Origin of the sequence: Streptomyces phaeolivaceus, assembly GCF_009184865.1 — a bacterium.
Taxonomy (GTDB): Bacteria; Actinomycetota; Actinomycetes; order Streptomycetales; family Streptomycetaceae; genus Streptomyces; species Streptomyces phaeolivaceus.
The window spans coordinates 7,977,349-7,994,443 of record NZ_CP045096.1 but is presented as its reverse complement, the minus strand read 5'-3'; the positions used below and the strand labels follow the sequence as shown (position 1 = coordinate 7,994,443).

Sequence of the window (17,095 nt, the reverse complement as noted above, 5' to 3'; positions counted from 1 at the left end):
TCACACCGCCCCGGCCCCCGTCAGCGACCGCACCTCGGTCTCGGCGTGCTTCGCCTCGTCCGGCGGCTCGGCCGAGGCGACGGTGCCGAGCCAGCCCGCGAGGAAGCCCAGCGGGATGGAGACGAGACCCGGGTTCTGCAAGGGGAAGTACTGGAAGTCGACGCCGGGGAACAGGGAGTCGGCGCTCCCCGACACCACCGGCGACAGCAGCACCAGGACCACGGAAGGGACCAGTCCTCCGTACACGGACCACACCGCCCCCCGTGTGGTGAAGCCGCGCCAGAACAGCGAGTACAACAGCACGGGCAGATTGGCGGAGGCGGCGACCGCGAAGGCGAGGCCGACCAGGAAGGCCACGTTGAGGTCCTTCGCGAGCAGCCCGAGCCCGATCGCCACCACACCGATGCCGACGGCTGCCGTGCGTGCCACCGCGACCTCGCTGCGCGGCTTGGAGCGACGGCGCCGCAGCGACGCGTACAGGTCGTGGGCGACGGACGCCGACGAGGCGAGGGTGATCCCGGCGACGACCGCGAGGATCGTCGCGAAGGCGATCGCGGCGACGATCGCGAACAGAACCGTTCCGCCAGTGGAGTCGGCGCCACCGCCCAGGTCGAGGGCCAGCAACGGCACCGCCGTGTTCCCGGCCGCGTTGGAACCCCGTACGGCGTCCGGGCCGACGATGGCCGCCGCGCCGAAGCCGAGCACGATCGTCATCAGGTAGAAGCCGCCGATGAGGCCGATCGACCAGACCACCGAGCGGCGCGCGGCCCGCGCGGTGGGCACCGTGTAGAAGCGCGACAGGATGTGCGGCAGCCCGGCCGTGCCCAGCACCAGGGCGAGTCCGAGGCTGATGAAGTCGAAGCGGGCAACCCAGTCACCGCCGTACTTCAACCCGGGCGCGAGGAACGAGTCGCCGTGTCCGCTGCGCTCGGCCGCCGTCCGCAGCAACTGGTCGAAGTCCCCGTGGAACCGCACCAGTACGAGCACGGTCAGCGCGATCGCCCCGCCCATGAGCAGGACCGCCTTCACGATCTGGATCCAGGTGGTGGCCCGCATCCCTCCCAACGACACATAGACGACCATGAGTGTGCCGACGCCGATGACCGTCCAGGCCTGCGCCGCCTCGCTCTCTCCCCCCAGCAGCAGCGCGACGAGGGTGCCCGCTCCCACCATCTGCGCCACCAGGTACAGAACGGACACGGTCACCGAGGAAGTTCCCGCCGCGATCCGCACCGGCCGCTCGCTCATCCGTGCCGCGACCACGTCGGCGAGTGTGAACCGCCCGCAGTTGCGCACCAGTTCGGCCACCAGGAAGAGCACCACCAGCCAGGCGACCAGGAATCCCACCGAGTAGAGCAGCCCGTCGTACCCGAACAGCGCGATGAGCCCGGAGATACCGAGGAAGGAAGCGGCGGACATGTAGTCACCCGCGATGGCAAAACCATTCTCCATCGGCGAGAACAACCGCCCGCCCGCATAGAACTCCTCCGCCGAACCATGCCGGTTGCGGCTCACCCATGTCGTGATGCCCAAGGTGACCGCCACGAACGCGCTGAACAGCACCAGCGCCAGCGTCTGATGGTCGGCGGTCACCGCTCGCCCCCTCTGACGCCCCGCGTCAACTCCTGGGTGTCCCACCGCAGATCGAGCGCCGCCCGGTCCCGGCGCAGCCTGGCGTGCCGCGCGTACGCCCAGGTGAACAGGAAGGTCGTGAGGAACTGCCCGAGCCCCGCCAGCATCGCCACATTCACCGCGCCCACCACCGGCCGCGCCATCAGCCCCGGCGCGGTGGTCGCCGTCACGACATAGGCCAGATACCAGCTGAAGAAGAGGGCGACGCCCGGGATCACGAACCTGCGATAACGGCTGCGCACCTCCTGGAAGGCCGCACTCCGCTGGACCTCCAGATAGACCTCCGCAGCGCCCCCGCCCCGGCTCTCCCGCGCCTCGGCCACGACCGGCGCCGGCCCGCCCGTGCCGTCCAACTCCCCCCAGCCGGAGGCCAACGCGTCGTACCAGGGATCGTCGAACCGCACGTCCGCGCTGGCGAGGCCGTGCTCCTCGTACTGCTCAACCGGGCTCTCAGAACCACCCCCGCGTCGGCGGGGACGGCCGGTGCTTGACTGCATGCCCAAGCATGGACAGAACGGAAAGACCCCCGACGCACCTCTTCCCGATTCTTCACCCCATCAGGTGAACCCCCGGCCAGCCTCCCCCACCCGAGCCAAAACTCGGAAAGCCATGTCCGGCAGACAAGCGCACCCCGACGGCGGGTCGGTGGCGTACGGCGAGAAGGGGGCGTGTCGGGGGGTGTCCGCCCGCAGCGGTCGGCGCGTCAACCCGTCCCACTTCTCAGCCGACCGATTCCGCGCCGTTCCGAGGACGGACACCCCCGACACGCCCCCGACCCACCCACGAACGGAAGCCACCCCGGCCCCGGCCCCGGCCCCGGCCCAAGCCCAGCGCAGCGACTACGCGTCGATCCGAGACCGATCCAACGTCGCCGCCGAACTGGAGATGAACTCCTTGCGCGGCGCCACATCGTTCCCCATCAGCAGATCGAACACCTGCTCAGCCGCCTCCAGGTCCGACAGATTGATCCGCCGCAGCGTCCGGTGCCGCGGATCCATCGTCGTCTCCGCCAACTGGTCCGCGTCCATCTCGCCGAGACCCTTGTAGCGCTGGATCGAGTCCTTGTACCGGACCCCCTTGCTCTGGAAATCCAGCAGCTTGTCGCGCAGCTCACGGTCCGAGTACGTGTAGACGTACTTGTCCTGCCCCTTCTTGGGCTGGACCAGCTCGACCCGGTGCAACGGCGGCACCGCGGCGAAGACGCGCCCCGCCTCGACCATCGGCCGCATGTACCGCTGGAAGAGCGTGAGCAGCAGACACCGGATGTGCGACCCGTCCACATCGGCGTCGGTCATCATGATGATCTTGCCGTAGCGAGCCGCTTCGATATCGAACGTACGCCCGGACCCGGCCCCTATGACCTGGATGATCGCGCCGCACTCGGCGTTCTTGAGCATGTCGGTCACGGACGACTTCTGAACGTTGAGGATCTTGCCCCGGATCGGCAGCAGCGCCTGGAACTCGGAGTTCCGCGCGAGCTTCGCCGTACCGAGCGCCGAGTCACCCTCCACGATGAACAGCTCACTGCGCTCGACGTCGTCGCTGCGGCAGTCGGCGAGCTTGGCCGGCAGCGAGGACGACTCCAGCGCGGTCTTCCGCCGCTGCGCGTCCTTGTGCTGACGTGCGGCGATCCGCGTACGAGCGGCGGCGACGGCCTTCTCCATCACGACCCGCGCCTGAGCGGCGGCGTCCCGCTTGGTGGAGGTCAGGAACGCCTTGAGCTCCTTGGCGACCACCTGCGTCACGATGCGCCGGGCCGCCGAGGTCCCGAGGACCTCCTTGGTCTGCCCCTCGAACTGAGGTTCGGCAAGACGCACGGTGACGACCGCGGTGAGGCCCTCCAGGGCGTCGTCCTTGACGACGTCGTCCTCGGCGACACGCAGCAGCTTCTTGGCGCGCAGCACCTCGTTCATGGTGGCGGCCACGGCCTGCTCGAAGCCCGCGACATGGGTGCCGCCCTTGGGGGTGGCGATGATGTTCACGAACGACTTGAGGGTCGTGTCGTAGCCGGTGCCCCAGCGCATGGCGACATCGACGCCGAGTTCACGGGTGACCTGGGTGGGTGTCATCTGGCCGTGCTCGTCGAGAACGGGCACGGTCTCCTTGAAGGTGCCCTGCCCGGAGAAGCGGAGGACGTCGCAGACCGGCTTGTCGGAGGCCAGGTACTCACAGAACTCACTGATGCCGCCGTCGAAGCGGAACGACTCCTCGCCCTTGCTGCCGCCGTCGCCCAGACCGAATTCGTCACGGACGACGATCGTCAGTCCGGGCACGAGGAACGCGGTCTGCCGGGCGCGCTGGTGCAGGTGCTCCAGCGAGAGCTTGGCGTCCTTGAGGAAGATCTGGCGGTCGGCCCAGTAGCGCACACGGGTGCCAGTGCGCGTCTTGGGAATCCGCTTGCCCTTGCGCAGACCGCCGGTCTCGAACTTGGCGTCCTGGCCGTTGCCCGTGAAGGCGCCGGGCACACCGCGGCGGAAGCTGATGGAGTGCGTGGCGCCGTTGCGGTCGACCTCGACGTCGAGGCGGGCGGAGAGCGCGTTCACCACGGAGGCGCCCACACCGTGCAGACCGCCGGAGGCCGCGTACGAGCCGCCGCCGAACTTGCCGCCGGCGTGCAGCTTGGTCATGACGACCTCGACACCGGACAGGCCGGTCTTGGGCTCGACGTCGACCGGGATCCCCCGGCCGTTGTCGCGCACCTCGACCGAGGCGTCGTCGTGGAGGATCACCTCGATGTGGTCGCAGTAGCTCCCGAGGGCCTCGTCGACGGAGTTGTCGATGATCTCCCAGAGGCAGTGCATCAGGCCTCGACTGTCCGTCGAGCCGATGTACATGCCGGGGCGCTTCCGCACGGCCTCGAGGCCCTCGAGGACGAGCAGGTGCCGCGCGGTGTAGTTGGAGCCGTCCCGGTCTGCTCCGGTCAGCAGCGCTGTGGACGGCACGGACGTATCGGCGGTCACGCGGTTCGCTCCTCGCTGAATTTCAGGTGAGGCCCTTTGGGGTAAGGGGCCGGGCTCTGTTGCCGGTCCGAGGGTACCGAGGCCTGGTAGAGCCGTTGTAACGCCACCCTCGTCCAAAACTCAGAGTAGTCCAGAGTCGCATACACGTTCGATCCCTCGATGGGGTGAAGTACATATCACGTTCCCTTCGAGGCATGAACCATTTAGGCTCCGGGCACGTCCTCATGAACAAACGGCAACCCAGCCGGTAGGACCGTACAACCGAAAGAACAACCACCAGAACCACCCGACAGACAGCGCGAACCCGTACGACACGAAGACACGCACTACGGCTCATTCGCCGCCAACCGGCAGCAGACAGCCGGCCCGGAAAGATTTTTTCGAGTTAAAGCCGCGAGCGGGAACGTTTTCGGCCTGGTTGGATGTTGACCCTGGTACGACAGCTCGTCGAGCTAGAGAAGAGGCGACGTGACTACTGTTCTGACCCCCGCGACCCCGCTGACGGCCGCTGACCGATGCGACCGCTGCGGCGCCCAGGCCTACCTGCGCGTCGTCCTGCTGAGCGGTGGAGAGCTGCTGTTCTGCGCCCACCACGGCCGCAAGTTCGAGCCGGAGCTCAAGAAGATCGCCGCGGAGATACAGGACGAGACGGAGCGGCTCACGGCTGCTCCCGCGACCGCAGAAGAGGACGAGCGCTGACGCTTCGCACCTACGACGAGCCGCCACCGGCTCGAGGCCGGTGACCGGGCGGCCACTCCCGTACACACGGGGTGGCCGCCCGCTCTCATGCCGCGCACACGGCTCGCGCCTGACACCGAGGCACGGGCGGCGCAGGCGACCGCGCAGGGGCTCCTGAGCACCGCCTCAGCGGCTCTCCTCCAGCACCCGGGCCACGTAGGAGCCCCTGGTGTAGACGCCGGGATTCCCGGCGAGTCCACAGCCGCTGCCCCACGACACGAGCCCGATCAGCTTCCCCTGGGCGACGAGCGGCCCTCCGCTGTCCCCCTGACAGGCGTCCCGGCCGCCCTGCTGCTCCCCGGCGCACACCATGGACTCGGACAGGTATCGGCCCTCCGCGCTGCCCGGATAGGCCCTCTCGCAGACCGAGTCGGCCAGCACCTTCACCGGCGCGGCCCGCAGACCCCGTGCGTAGTCGCCGGCACCCGTGGTGTCCCCCCAGCCGTAGACCGCGGCCGGTGTGCCCGGCGCGTACGCGGGGTCACCCGCCCCCGCCAGTCCGATGACGGAGTCCTCGGGCAGCGGTGAGGCAAGGGTCACCACCGCGAAGTCCCCGGCATTCGTATAGGGGTCGTACTCCGGATTGACCCAGGCTCCGCTCACCGGGATCTCCAGACCCTCGGCCGACTGCAGTTCGGCGCGGCCCGCGATGATCCGCAGATCGGGGAGGCGTTCCGGGGGACCGCCCAGGACGCTCTCGCTGAGGCAGTGGGCGGCGGTCAGGACGGTCGAGCGGCCCACCGCCACACCGCCGCAGAACTGTCCGGCCCGCGTACCCCCGAACCGGTCACGACTGGACAGCGCCACCGTCCAGGGCGCCTGGGAGATCTCGACCGGATGACCGCCGATGATGACCTCGGCCGTCGCCGGTGGCGGTGACACCAGCGGTATGACGGCCGTGGTGGCCGCGACGGCCAGCAGTCGGGCGAACGATCGACGCATGCGGGCTCCTCACTCCGGGACATGGATGGCACACCCAGAGTGATCCACCGGATCGGCTTCCGCATGCCGCACACACGCCGAAGGCCCGGCTCCTTCGAGGGAACCGGGCCTTCCGAACAGACGCGCGGGCGGGTGCCGTGTCGCCTAGTCGAGGTAGTCGCGCAGGACCTGCGAGCGCGACGGGTGGCGCAGCTTCGACATCGTCTTGGACTCGATCTGGCGGATGCGCTCACGCGTGACGCCGTACACCTTGCCGATCTCGTCGAGGGTCTTCGGCTGACCGTCGGTGAGACCGAAGCGCATGGAGACGACGCCGGCCTCGCGCTCGGAGAGCGTGTCGAGGACGGAGTGCAGCTGCTCCTGGAGGAGCGTGAAGCTGACCGCGTCGGCCGGGACGACCGCCTCGGAGTCCTCGATGAGGTCACCGAACTCGCTGTCGCCGTCCTCGCCCAGGGGAGTGTGCAGCGAGATGGGCTCACGGCCGTACTTCTGGACCTCGATGACCTTCTCGGGGGTCATGTCGAGTTCCTTGGCCAGCTCCTCCGGGGTGGGCTCGCGGCCCAGGTCCTGGAGCATCTGGCGCTGGACGCGCGCGAGCTTGTTGATGACCTCGACCATGTGCACCGGGATACGGATGGTGCGGGCCTGGTCGGCCATGGCGCGGGTGATCGCCTGACGGATCCACCAGGTGGCGTACGTGGAGAACTTGTAGCCCTTGGTGTAGTCGAACTTCTCGACCGCGCGGATCAGACCGAGGTTGCCCTCCTGGATGAGGTCCAGGAAGAGCATGCCGCGGCCGGTGTAGCGCTTGGCCAGGGAGACCACCAGACGGAGGTTGGCCTCCAGGAGGTGGTTCTTGGCGCGGCGGCCGTCCTCGGCGATGATCTCCAGCTCGCGCTTGAGCTTGGGGGCGAGCTTGTCGGCGTTGGCCAGCTTGTCCTCGGCGAACAGACCGGCCTCGATGCGCTTGGCGAGTTCGACCTCCTGCTCGGCGTTGAGCAGCGGGACCTTGCCGATCTGCTTGAGGTAGTCCTTGACCGGGTCGGCCGTGGCACCGGCCGCGGCGACCTGCTGGGCGGGCGCGTCGTCCTCGTCCTCGTCGGACAGGACGAAGCCGGCGTTCTCGGTGCCCTCGGGCTCCTCGCCGGGCTTGCCGCCGGGGGTCTCCTCGAGGACCTCTTCGTCGACGAGCTCGGCGTCGTCCTTCTTGGCGGTGGTCTTCTTGGCCACCGTTTTCTTGGCGGCGACGGTTTTCTTGGCGGGGGCCGCCTTCTTGGCGACCGCCTTCTTGGCGGCGGCCTTCTTGGCGGGTGCGGCGTCCTCGGCGGAGGCGTCGGCGGTGGGCACCGCGGGGGCGGCTGTGGCGGTGGCCTTCTTGGTGGTCACCGTCTTCGCCGCGACCGTCTTGGTGGCGGTGCGCTTGGCCGGACTCTTCGCTGCGACGCTCTTTCGGGTGCGCTTGGGCTCCGCGGCACTGACCATCAGCGTCACACCCTCTTCCTCGAGGATCTGGTTGAGGCTGCGCAGTACGTTCTTCCACTGAGTGGCCGGAATCTGGTCAGCTTCGAAGGCCCGACGCACATCGTCGCCGGCGATCTGCCCCTCAGCCTTTCCCCGCTCAATGAGCGCCATGACAGAGACGGACTCGGCGATCTCCGGCGGGAGCGTACGGGATGTGCTGGCCGACACGAACAACCTCTCGGAACGTTGGAAAACGGCTTCCGGCCCCGTCCACTGCGGACAGGAGCCGACCACCGGCTTGGGAATGGGCCGACGGTGCGGGCGGGGGCCGGGAAGATGCACAGCGCCGTGAACGGCGTCCGTATTCCCTCCGCGGCTGTCACCTCTTAGGTCATCGCGCTGTTCCCACGAGCGTTACGCCCAATCTGCGTGGCCCGAGTCACACCCCGTAAGCGCTCAAAAGCGGTCAGATACTGCCAGAGGTAATCGACCAAGGCCACAACCGATTCTGCTTCAACGGGTACCCGAACGATTCCCGAACGAACTCCTCAATGCGGATCATCGTTCCCACCAAGATCGGCACCCTCTCCGGGGACATCCGCCGCACGGGACCCGCCGCCCCCGCCGGGGCCGCGCACCGCCCCCGCCGCCCCGCCGCCTTCCGGACGGCGCCCGACGCCGGTCGTGCCGCCGGACCCCGCCGAATCCCGGGGGGATCCGATGGGGCCCGGCGGCACGGGCCGCCGGTGGAACGACGTCACGGAAGGGCCCGCGCCCGAGCCGCGCCGCCCTTGTCCCGCTCTCGGCGCCCTCAGTGCTCGCGCGGCGCCGGCACCACACGCTCCACCTCGGGGTGGACGGTGAGCAGTTGACGCATGGCGGCCTCGGCCGCCCCTCCGTCGCCCGCGGCGAGGGCGTCGACGATCCTGGCGTGGTGCGTCAGGGACGCCTCCGTCGGCCGGTCGCACCCGGTGACCGGGCTGCCGGAGACCTGCAGCGCCGCGGAGACGATCCCGGAGAGGTGCTCCAGCATGCGGTTGCCCGCGAGCTGGATGAGCAGCGAGTGGAACTCGGCGTCCGCGCGCGAGAAGGTCAGCGGGTCACCTTGCGCCATGGCGTGGCCCATCAGCTCGACCATGTCGCCGAGGCGCTGCTGCACGTCGTCACGGCCGTGGCCGGCGGCGAGGCGGGCGGCGAGCGGCTCGATCGTCCAGCGCAGCTCACTCAGCTCACGCCGCTGGTCGTCGCGCTGCGGACCGAAGGCGCGCCACTCGATGATGTCCGGGTCGAGCAGGTTCCAGTCGCTGACCGGACGGACGCGCGTGCCGACGTTCGGGCGGGCGCTGACGAGGCCCTTGGCCTCCAGAACGCGCAGGGATTCACGGACGACGGTGCGGGAGACCTCGAAGCGCTGGCCGATCTCCTCGGGCACGAGGGGGCGGTCCGCGCCCAGGTCGCCGGAGACGATCATCTGGCCGAGCTGCTGGACGAGTTGGCCGTGCAGCCCGCGTCCGCGGCTCCCGGCGGCGCGTCGGCCCACGCGCCCCAGCTCGGGGTCCGCGCCGTCCCAGGCGGGGAGGCTCACGCGGTCGACACCGGGGTGCTCGGCGTAGGGGTAGCGGTCGAGTTCGCCCGGTCCTGCGAGGCCGGAGTCGGCGGAGCGGGCGGCGGTCATCATGGTGTGCGCAAGGGTACTCACGCATCCTTTGTCGGCTGCGTTCCCAACTCCCTTGAGGTCTTTGGTGAAAAGCACACGAAAGGGTGATCGCTCACCCCGTCGCAATTGACGCCTTATCGGAAAGAAGTGGGCGTTCTACGAGGAGTTGTGCGCAATGCGCCAACGGAAGAGTACGGACGGTGAGCACGAAAGGATGACGACGATCATGACCGGACCCGGCCGCGCAGGTTCGTGAGCACGTAGGCGCCCAGCAGCGCCGTCAGCGACAACAGCAGCGCCCCGCCCACGGGTTGGGAGACGGCACGGGCCACGGCCTCCAGATAGCGCTCTCCCCCGAACGGCCACTGCATCAGGACCAGCTCACGCAGCCGCATCGGAAACCCGACCGCACTCCGCGCAGTCGCCCCCTCCAGCGCCTTCTGCACCAGGGGTACGACGACGAGGGGCACGGCGACCACGGCGGCGAGCCCGGCGGACGTGGAACGGAAGACACCGGCCGCGAGCACGCCCGCCCAGGCGCACCCGACGACGAGCCCGACCCAACTCGCGCCGAGCGGGAACCAGTCGGCGGGGACCGAGACGAGTTCGGGTCCGTAGACGAGATAGAGCACTTCGAGGTCGCAGCCGACGGTGAGGACGGCCAGCAGCAGGGCGGTGGCCGCCGCCACGAGGAGTTTCGCGACCAGCAGCCCCAGCCGACGGGGCACGGTGCCGCGATCGGTGGCCAGGGCCGGGTGCCGGAACTCGTCGCCGAAGGCGATGGCTCCCAGCAGCCCCGCCCCGATGGCGGCGGGCGGCAGCGGCAGCTCCCTCGGCCATGCGGCCAGCAGCCGTGGCTGCGGGGTGTGCCCGATCCTGGCCAGGACCACCGCCATGAGAACGGAGGTGACGAGCACGGTCGCGGCGGTGACGTACGCCGTGCCGACTCCGCCCGCCCGCCGCAGCTCGTAGCGCAGCGGACGCAACGGACTGGGAGCCGGGCGCACGGCGATGGGCGGCGGCAGCGGCAGCGGACCCGTCCCGGACGACCGGCCGGCGTGCTGCGGCGCGGGGTGATCATCGGTCGCGGGGGTGGCGTGGGGCTCGCCGGGAGCCTCGAAGCCGGCATCGGCGTCCGTCGTGAAGTGATCACCGGGCTCGGAGTCCGTGTGTGGCGTGAAGTGATCACTGGATCCGAGGTCCGCGCGCGGCACGGAGCGAGCATGCGACCCGGCGTCGGCGAGAGGCGCGGAGTTGACGTCCGGTACGTCGTCGGCCGATCCCCATGATCCGACCGCGCCCGCCTGAGGCACTCCGGCGGGTACCGAGTCATGCACCGAGTCGGGCACCGAGCCAGGTGCCGAGCCGGCTGCCGGATCGGGTGCCAGATGCCCCTCCACCGGCCCCTGGACGGCCTGGACCGCCTGGAGCGCGCCATGGGCACTCTCGGCCGCCTCCCGCTCTCCGTCGGCGGCGGACAGCCGCACCGGCGCCTGCGTGGGCCCCATGTCCCCGATCTCGTCCGCGAGTTGGTGTACGAGGATGCCGTGCCGGAACACGATCTCGCCGACCTCGGCGCAGGTACTGCCGTAGACCGAGAGGCGGTTGCCGTCCTCTCGCACGATCTCCACGGAACGCCGCGCGGTCCGGGCCTCCTTGGTGAGCAGTGCTCCGAGGCGGGCGGCGTGCGGGGTACGGACGGCGACCCGGGGCCGGAGCCGGGTGCGGGAGAACTCGGCGACGTCCTGGTCGGCGACGAGCCTGCCCTGCTCCAGGGTGAGGACCCGGTCGGCGGTCCGCGCGGCCTCCTTGGGGTCGCCGGTGGTGAACAGGACCGTGCCGCCCTGCTCGGCGTGCGCCCGCATGATCCCGTGCAGCCATCGGCCCTCGCGGACGGCCAGCCCGTCGGCGGGGTCGTCCAGCACCAGGGTGTGCGGGTCGGACAGCAGGGCGCAGGCCAGGCCCAGGCGGCGGTCCATGCCCCGCGACAGCGTGTTCAGGCGCGCCTCGCACAGGCTGACCAGGCCCACGACCTCCAGGACCTCGTCAGCACGCCGGGTGGGCAGCGCCGCAGCCGCGCAGAGCATGCGCAGATGGTTCCGGACCGTCCGGGCGGGGTGGCCGGGCACGTCACCGAGGAGCACTCCCACCTCGCGCGCGGGGTGGGCGATGCGGTGCAGGGGGCGGCCTCTGAAGTAGGCGACCCCACGGCCCCGTTGGAGTTCGAGGAGGAGTTTCAGCGCTGTCGACTTGCCCGCTCCGGGGGCCCCGAGGAGTGCGGTGACGCGGCCGGAGTGCGCCTCGAAGGAGACGTCGTCGACTGCGGGGGGAAACTCCTTGCGGGGATTGCTGGTCAATCCGATGGCCTGGATCACCTGAAGCAAGATAGCGCGGTATGTCCGTTTTTTCGGTCACCTTGGCGCTCGCCGCACGCCCGAGACCGTGGAACGCTGCGGCGCGGACGAACCGGCTTCGCGGTGTCAGACCTCGGGACGCAGCATCGGCGGATTGAGGAGGGTGGCGCCACCGGCACGGAAGAGCTGGGCGGGGCGGCCCCCCTGCCGCGTGGTGGTGCCCCCCGTCGGCACCAGGAAGCCGGGCGTACCCGTCACCTTGCGATGGAAGTTGCGCGGATCCAGCGCCACGCCCCACACCGCCTCGTAGACGCGCCGCAGCTCGCCGACGGTGAACTCCGGCGGGCAGAAGGCCGTGGCCAGCGAGGAGTACTCGATCTTGGACCGGGCACGCTCCACCCCGTCCGCGAGGATCTGCGCGTGGTCGAAGGCCAGCGGCGCCACCGGCTCGCCGTCACGCCCGTAGCCGCCCTGCTCCAGCAACTCCTCGACGGGCGCCCAACGCGCGCTGTTGGCGTCCCCGCCCGGCCTCGGCGCGGGCAGGTCGGGAGCGAGGGCGAGATGAGCGACGCTGACGACCCTCATCCGCGGGTCCCGCTTCGGGTCGCCGTAGGTCGCCAACTGCTCCAGGTGCGCGCCGTTGTCATGAGCGGGCTCGGACGGTTCATGGGCGGTCAGGCCGGTCTCCTCGGCCAGCTCCCGGGCCGCGGCCTGCGACAGGTCCTCGTCCGGCCGCACGAACCCACCGGGCAACGCCCACCGCCCCTGGAACGGCTGCTCGCCCCGCCGTACCGTCAGCGCGCAGAGCGCGTGACGACGGACGGTCAGCACGACCAGGTCCACGGTGACAGCGAAGGGCGGGTAGTCCGACGGGTCGTAGGGCATGCCGCGATCATAGTCGTCTGCCTGACGATAAACACTCCCTTCGCGGCCGCTTCCCCACTTGATCCACTTCTGTCCGATCCCGCTCCCCCGAGCCGACCACGGGCCACGTCGGAGACGGCGGCGCCCGCATTCCCCGTTCACCCGTCGCCGGAGGTCGCACTCCCCGTCTCAGGAGGTCACACCCCCAACTGCAGTCCGTCTGCCGCCTCCTCCACCATCGCGAGCCCCAGCCTGCTGACCCGTACGGCGAACGGGGCGCCCGCGACGCGCAGTCCCGTCATACCGATCTCGCCCAGCGGCGCACTGCGCACCGGCCGCAGGGTCACCGTCCCCGCAGGGGCGTCGGGACGGATGCCGACGAGGGTGGTGAGGAGCAGCACCCCCGCGGCGGCAGCCGTCGCGGCCGGTCTGCAGGCGGCCGGATGCGGCAGCGGGGCACTCCCCGCAGTCCGCTGCTCCCCCGCGTACATCTCGGGCAGCCGATGGCCGAAGCTCTCCGCCGCCGCCAGCACGCCCCGCAGGAGCGAACTCGCCTCCTTCTCGTATCCGGCGCCGGCCAGCCCGGCCACCGCGACCGCCGTCTCCTGCACCCGCACGGCACCGCCACGATGGCCGAAGGGGTTGTAGGCGGCCTCTTTCGCCCCCAGGCTCCGCAGCCCCCACCCCGAGTCCATGGCGGGTCCGCCGAGCAGCCGGGCCAGTTGTTCGGTGCGCACCTTGTCGAGGAGTCCCGGAGCGTGTTCTCCCGAGCCGAGCAGCCCGGTGTCGAGGAGGTGGGCGGCGCCGGCGCCCAGGTGCGGCACGAGGCGCCCGTCCGGGGTGCGGGCCGCCGCGGGTCTGCCGCCGCCCCGGTCCTCGACCCAGAAGTCGGCCCCGAACCGGCTCCGCAGTTCTCCCGCCCAGTCCCGCAGCGCGGGCCCGCCCGGCCTGCCGTACGCGTCGAGGAGGTCCGCGCCCAGCAGCGCGGCCCGGTAGGCGTGTGCCTGGGTCTCGCACCGCAGCGGTCCGCCGGGGCGCGGGTCGGGCAGATAGGCACCGCCGCCCACCGCGCCGCGCAGCCACCGCAGGCAGCGTTCGGCGACGGGCAGCAGTTCCTCGGTCTCCTGCTCCGGCAGTCCCCAGCGGCGGGCCTCCGCCAGGAGCACGGGGAACAGGAGGGTCGCCTCGGTGCCCGTGCAGCCCGGCGGCAGATGCGGGCCCGCGTCCCGTCGGGGGCCCGGGATCATGCCGGACTGCCTTTCCCTGCCCCCGAGTTGGGTGCGGGCGAGGGTGCGCAGGGTGCCTGCGGCGAGGCGGGTGCCGAGGGGCAGTGTCATCCGGGCCGCGACCAGCGCATCGGCCGGAGCCATGCCGCAGCGCCAGGGCGCGCCCGCCGCGAGGTGAGTGTCGGACGGGTTCTTCGGGTCGCGCAGCAGCAGGGCCTCCAGGTCCTGCAGACAGGTGTGCAGCAGGGCCGCTGCCACCGGGTCGTCGCCCGCGACCCCGGCCTGGGCGAGGGGGCTGGTGGCGCCCCGCCCGACCGGTCTGATGGGCCCGGCGCCGTCCGGTCGTACCCGCAGCTCCACACTTCGGGTGCCGCCGGGCGGGAGCTCCAACTCCCAGCGCAGCAGCCCCGCGGAGGCCAGGGCGTCGGCGGGCGGGGGGTGCGCGGTCACCGTGGAGTGCCCGTTCGCGCAGGACCAGCGGAGGCCGGAGTCGTGCACGCTCGCGGGCAGTTCCGGGCCGGCGCTGCCGGAGGCCACGGCGCCCAGTTCCGCGAGGTCCGTGCCGAGGGACACCTCGACGGGCAGGCGCAGGGGGCGCGGGGCGGTGCTGTGCAGGGTGATCCGCTCGGTGCCGTCCGCGTACCGTGTGCGCTCCACCATGACGTCCGGGTCCGGCCCGGCGTCGGCGGAGACGCACAGCGTGGCGATGAACCGGGCGCGGTCGGCCGTGACCATGCGCGCCTGCACGGCGAGCGGTTCCCTACCGGCCACCCGTACCTGGCAGCGGGAGAGCATCCGCCGTCCGGCGCGGTAGAAGCCCTCCAGTCCGCTGCCGTTCAGCTGGCCCTGGTCCGTCGAGATCGCGAGGCCCGGCAGGGCTACACAGATCAACGTGGTGTGGGCCGGTGGCAGTTCGGTGGGACGGCGTGTGGCGGAGGTCGGTGCCTGGGGGGTCGCGGGGCCTCCCGTGGGTGGGTGCGGGAGGCCCTGAGCGCCGGTCGTTGCGCCGGCGGAAGGCGCCCGGCCGATCGGGCCGCCCAGGCGTGATCCGGTGGGACGGGTCGCCTGGCTGCGGATGTCCGCCAGTGGAGCGCGGGTGTCGTCGTCACGGGCGCGAGCCGGGCGCGGGACGGACCTGCGGAAGGACGGGATGTCGTCGTGGGTGTCGGGCGTGGAGGGCAGGGGCATGGGGCGGCTTCTTCTGTCTTCGGCGCGCGTGGGGTGCGCTCGGCACCAGGTGGGGAGCCGGAGAGGGACGGGGTGCGTGGGCGGCGAGGCGGGGTCTCGCATACCGCCACTCAGGTGAACGGAACGGCTCCGCTCCGGGTCACGCCTCCGCCCCGGGAAGCCGAGGAAGCCGAGGAAGCCGAGTGATCGACGGCGTCGTGCCGTGCCCGGGACGGCCGGGAAATGGCGGGCGACAGCGGACTCGGGCGGGTGGGGTCCGCAGCGGGCCCGCCGACCGATCGGCACCAGCAGGCTGAGCCAGAACCCGATCCAGAACAGCACGCGTGTGCGGGGTCCGAACCGGACCTGTGCGGTCACGTCTCCCCCTCCGCGGACTGGCCGCCACCACCGCGGCGGACCTTCGCCCTACCGTCGGCGCCGTCCGCCCTACCGCTCGGGCCGTCCGCCGTGCTCCTCGGCCGTCGGCCGGCGGGTGGGCCGTCGGCGGAACGCGGGCGCCGGGAGCGCGCGGTGGCAGGTGATCGCCGGGTGGCGCGGACCTCGGGGCTGCTTTCGGAGCGCGGCCTGCGTCGGCGGCGGGATCCCGGGGCGGCACAGGCCTGTTCCGAGGCCGGCTGCTCACCCGGCGACCTGTCACAAGGGGTCTTCACGTCGGCGGTCCCCTCGGCGGCGGCCCCCTCGGTCTCTGTGGCGGCCCCCGCAGCAGCCGTCCCCTCAGCGGCCGTCCCCTCAACAGCGGTCGTCCCCTCGCGTCCCCTGCGCTCGGCGCGCAGGCAGCGGCGAATGGACTCGGGGTCGAGGCCTTCGTTGCAGGCCTGGTGGAGGAGGCGGGCGAAGAGGTAGTCGGGGTCTGCAGCGAGGGCCATGGCCAGGGCTTCGCGGGCCTCCAGTTCGTCGCCGGAGGACCAGGCGACCCAGCCCGCCAGCGTGAGCGGGGCGGCGGCATGCTCGCCGTAGGGGCCGACGCAGCGACGGGCGAGGGCGCGCCAGAGGCGGAGGGCCGGCCCGGCCTCGTCGCCCTCCATCCACTCGGCGGCGCGGTCGCGGGTGGCGCGGTCCTGGAGTCCGAGGATCAGGGCTGCCGCGTCGTCGTGCCCGACGAGTTCGTCGTCGCGGAGGTCCGCGTCCAGCGGGTCGGACACGGTGGGGGTGTCGGCCAGGCGCCGGATGACGCGTCGGGCCACGGTCAGGGTCTCCTCGGCCACTTCCGCGCGGCTCTCCGCGTCGAGGATCTTCGGGACGAGGGCGGACTGCGCCGCGTCGAGGGCGGCCTCCTGCCGCAGCGCGGCGGCGGTCTCCCAGGGCAGGAGCCTTGCCCGCAGTTGCTTCAGCGTGCCCCGGACCTGAAGCCCGGCGTAGGTCGCGGCGGCGGCCAGCACGGAGGTGCCCGGCAGCCCCATCGCCTCTCCGTCGGCCGAACAGCAGCCGTTGCCCGGACAGCAGTAGGACCAGAAGCGGCCGTCGGAGATGCACAGGGCCTCCACCACCGGCACGTCCAGGCTGCCGCAGGCCCTGCGGAGCAGTTGGGCGAGTGGCCGCAGGCGTTCCATGACGTCGCGTGGCGACTCGCCGCTCGCCGGGTCCTGACAGAGGAAGGCGACCATGCTCTCCGGTTTGGCGCCCCGCCGCTCACTTCCGGTCACCAGACCTTGGGCCAGTTGCTGGGCCACGGACGGCCAGTCGTCCGTCTGGGCCGGGATGCCGAGCCGTGCCCGCCCGCCGAATCGGCCGCGTGCGTCCCGGTCGTGCAGGGCGACGAGGACGATGCTGTCCTCGGGGTGGTAACCGAGCAGGTAGGGCAGGGCGTCGGCGAGTTCGGCCGGGGTGCGGAGGGTGACCTGCGGTTCCCCGTCGGGTGTGGTGGGCGCTCCGTGCCTCAGATAGGCGGAGGGCTCTCCGTGTCCCCGGAATCCGTTCCGCCCGCTGATGTCACTGTTGCCGGGGGTCCCGGCGGCTTCGCTGTGATTCGTCATGCGGCGACCATCTCGCGGATCTTGAAATTCCGCTTTGGCCTGTGGATAAGTCCGACCATGATCACGTCAGAAACTGTCCACAGTTCGCCCCGCTCGTTCG

Annotated in this window: 11 protein-coding genes; 1 reads left to right on the top strand and 10 read right to left on the bottom strand. The window is 71.3% G+C overall.

The annotated features are described in order from the left end of the window. From F9278_RS36775 to F9278_RS36765, 3 genes are all read right to left on the bottom strand, one after another. Nucleotides 1-1,593, bottom strand: a complete 1,593-nt coding sequence (locus tag F9278_RS36775) for a solute symporter family protein (protein WP_152172158.1) — start codon at nucleotides 1,591-1,593, stop codon at nucleotides 1-3. Further along, nucleotides 1,590-2,129 carry a DUF485 domain-containing protein gene (locus F9278_RS36770; RefSeq protein ID WP_193241796.1) on the bottom strand — a complete coding sequence of 180 codons (540 nt, stop codon included), beginning with the start codon at nucleotides 2,127-2,129 and terminating at the stop codon, nucleotides 1,590-1,592. Before F9278_RS36770 ends, F9278_RS36775 begins: the two co-directional genes overlap by 4 nt. A gap of 342 nt (nucleotides 2,130-2,471) precedes the next feature. Further along, the gene (locus F9278_RS36765; protein WP_152172157.1) at nucleotides 2,472-4,592 is read right to left on the bottom strand and encodes a DNA gyrase/topoisomerase IV subunit B; all 2,121 of its coding nucleotides are present in this window, start codon (nucleotides 4,590-4,592) and stop codon (nucleotides 2,472-2,474) included. A 468-nt stretch (nucleotides 4,593-5,060) separates the two neighbouring features. On the opposite strand from F9278_RS36765, the gene F9278_RS36760 reads away from it, so the two are divergent. Next, nucleotides 5,061-5,291 carry a DUF7455 domain-containing protein gene (locus F9278_RS36760; protein ID WP_013000244.1) on the top strand — a complete coding sequence of 77 codons (231 nt, stop codon included), beginning with the start codon at nucleotides 5,061-5,063 and terminating at the stop codon, nucleotides 5,289-5,291. A 165-nt stretch (nucleotides 5,292-5,456) separates the two neighbouring features. Here the strand turns inward: F9278_RS36760 and F9278_RS36755 are convergent, their stop codons facing one another. From F9278_RS36755 to F9278_RS36720, 7 genes are all read right to left on the bottom strand, one after another. Beyond that, nucleotides 5,457-6,272, bottom strand: a complete 816-nt coding sequence (locus F9278_RS36755; protein ID WP_152172156.1) for a S1 family peptidase — start codon at nucleotides 6,270-6,272, stop codon at nucleotides 5,457-5,459. A gap of 144 nt (nucleotides 6,273-6,416) precedes the next feature. Beyond that, a complete protein-coding gene (locus F9278_RS36750; RefSeq protein WP_152172155.1) occupies nucleotides 6,417-7,961 on the bottom strand; it encodes an RNA polymerase sigma factor in 1,545 nt (514 codons plus the stop codon). A 583-nt stretch (nucleotides 7,962-8,544) separates the two neighbouring features. Then, nucleotides 8,545-9,432, bottom strand: coding sequence for a FadR/GntR family transcriptional regulator (locus F9278_RS36740; RefSeq protein WP_152172153.1), 888 nt, complete (start codon nucleotides 9,430-9,432; stop codon nucleotides 8,545-8,547). 182 nt (nucleotides 9,433-9,614) lie between these two features. After that, the gene (locus tag F9278_RS36735; protein ID WP_152172152.1) at nucleotides 9,615-11,765 is read right to left on the bottom strand and encodes an ABC transporter ATP-binding protein; all 2,151 of its coding nucleotides are present in this window, start codon (nucleotides 11,763-11,765) and stop codon (nucleotides 9,615-9,617) included. 105 nt (nucleotides 11,766-11,870) lie between these two features. Then, complete coding sequence (locus F9278_RS36730; RefSeq protein WP_152172151.1) at nucleotides 11,871-12,629, bottom strand: NUDIX hydrolase; 759 nt, start codon at nucleotides 12,627-12,629, stop codon at nucleotides 11,871-11,873. Between the two features lie 176 nt (nucleotides 12,630-12,805). Beyond that, nucleotides 12,806-15,022: a glycogen debranching N-terminal domain-containing protein gene (locus F9278_RS36725; protein ID WP_226967105.1), complete on the bottom strand. Its 2,217-nt coding sequence runs from the start codon at nucleotides 15,020-15,022 to the stop codon at nucleotides 12,806-12,808. A 353-nt stretch (nucleotides 15,023-15,375) separates the two neighbouring features. Continuing rightward, nucleotides 15,376-16,995 (bottom strand): DUF4192 domain-containing protein, encoded by a 1,620-nt coding sequence (locus tag F9278_RS36720; RefSeq protein ID WP_152172150.1) that lies wholly within the window; start codon nucleotides 16,993-16,995, stop codon nucleotides 15,376-15,378. Between the last annotated feature and the right edge of the window lie 100 nt (nucleotides 16,996-17,095).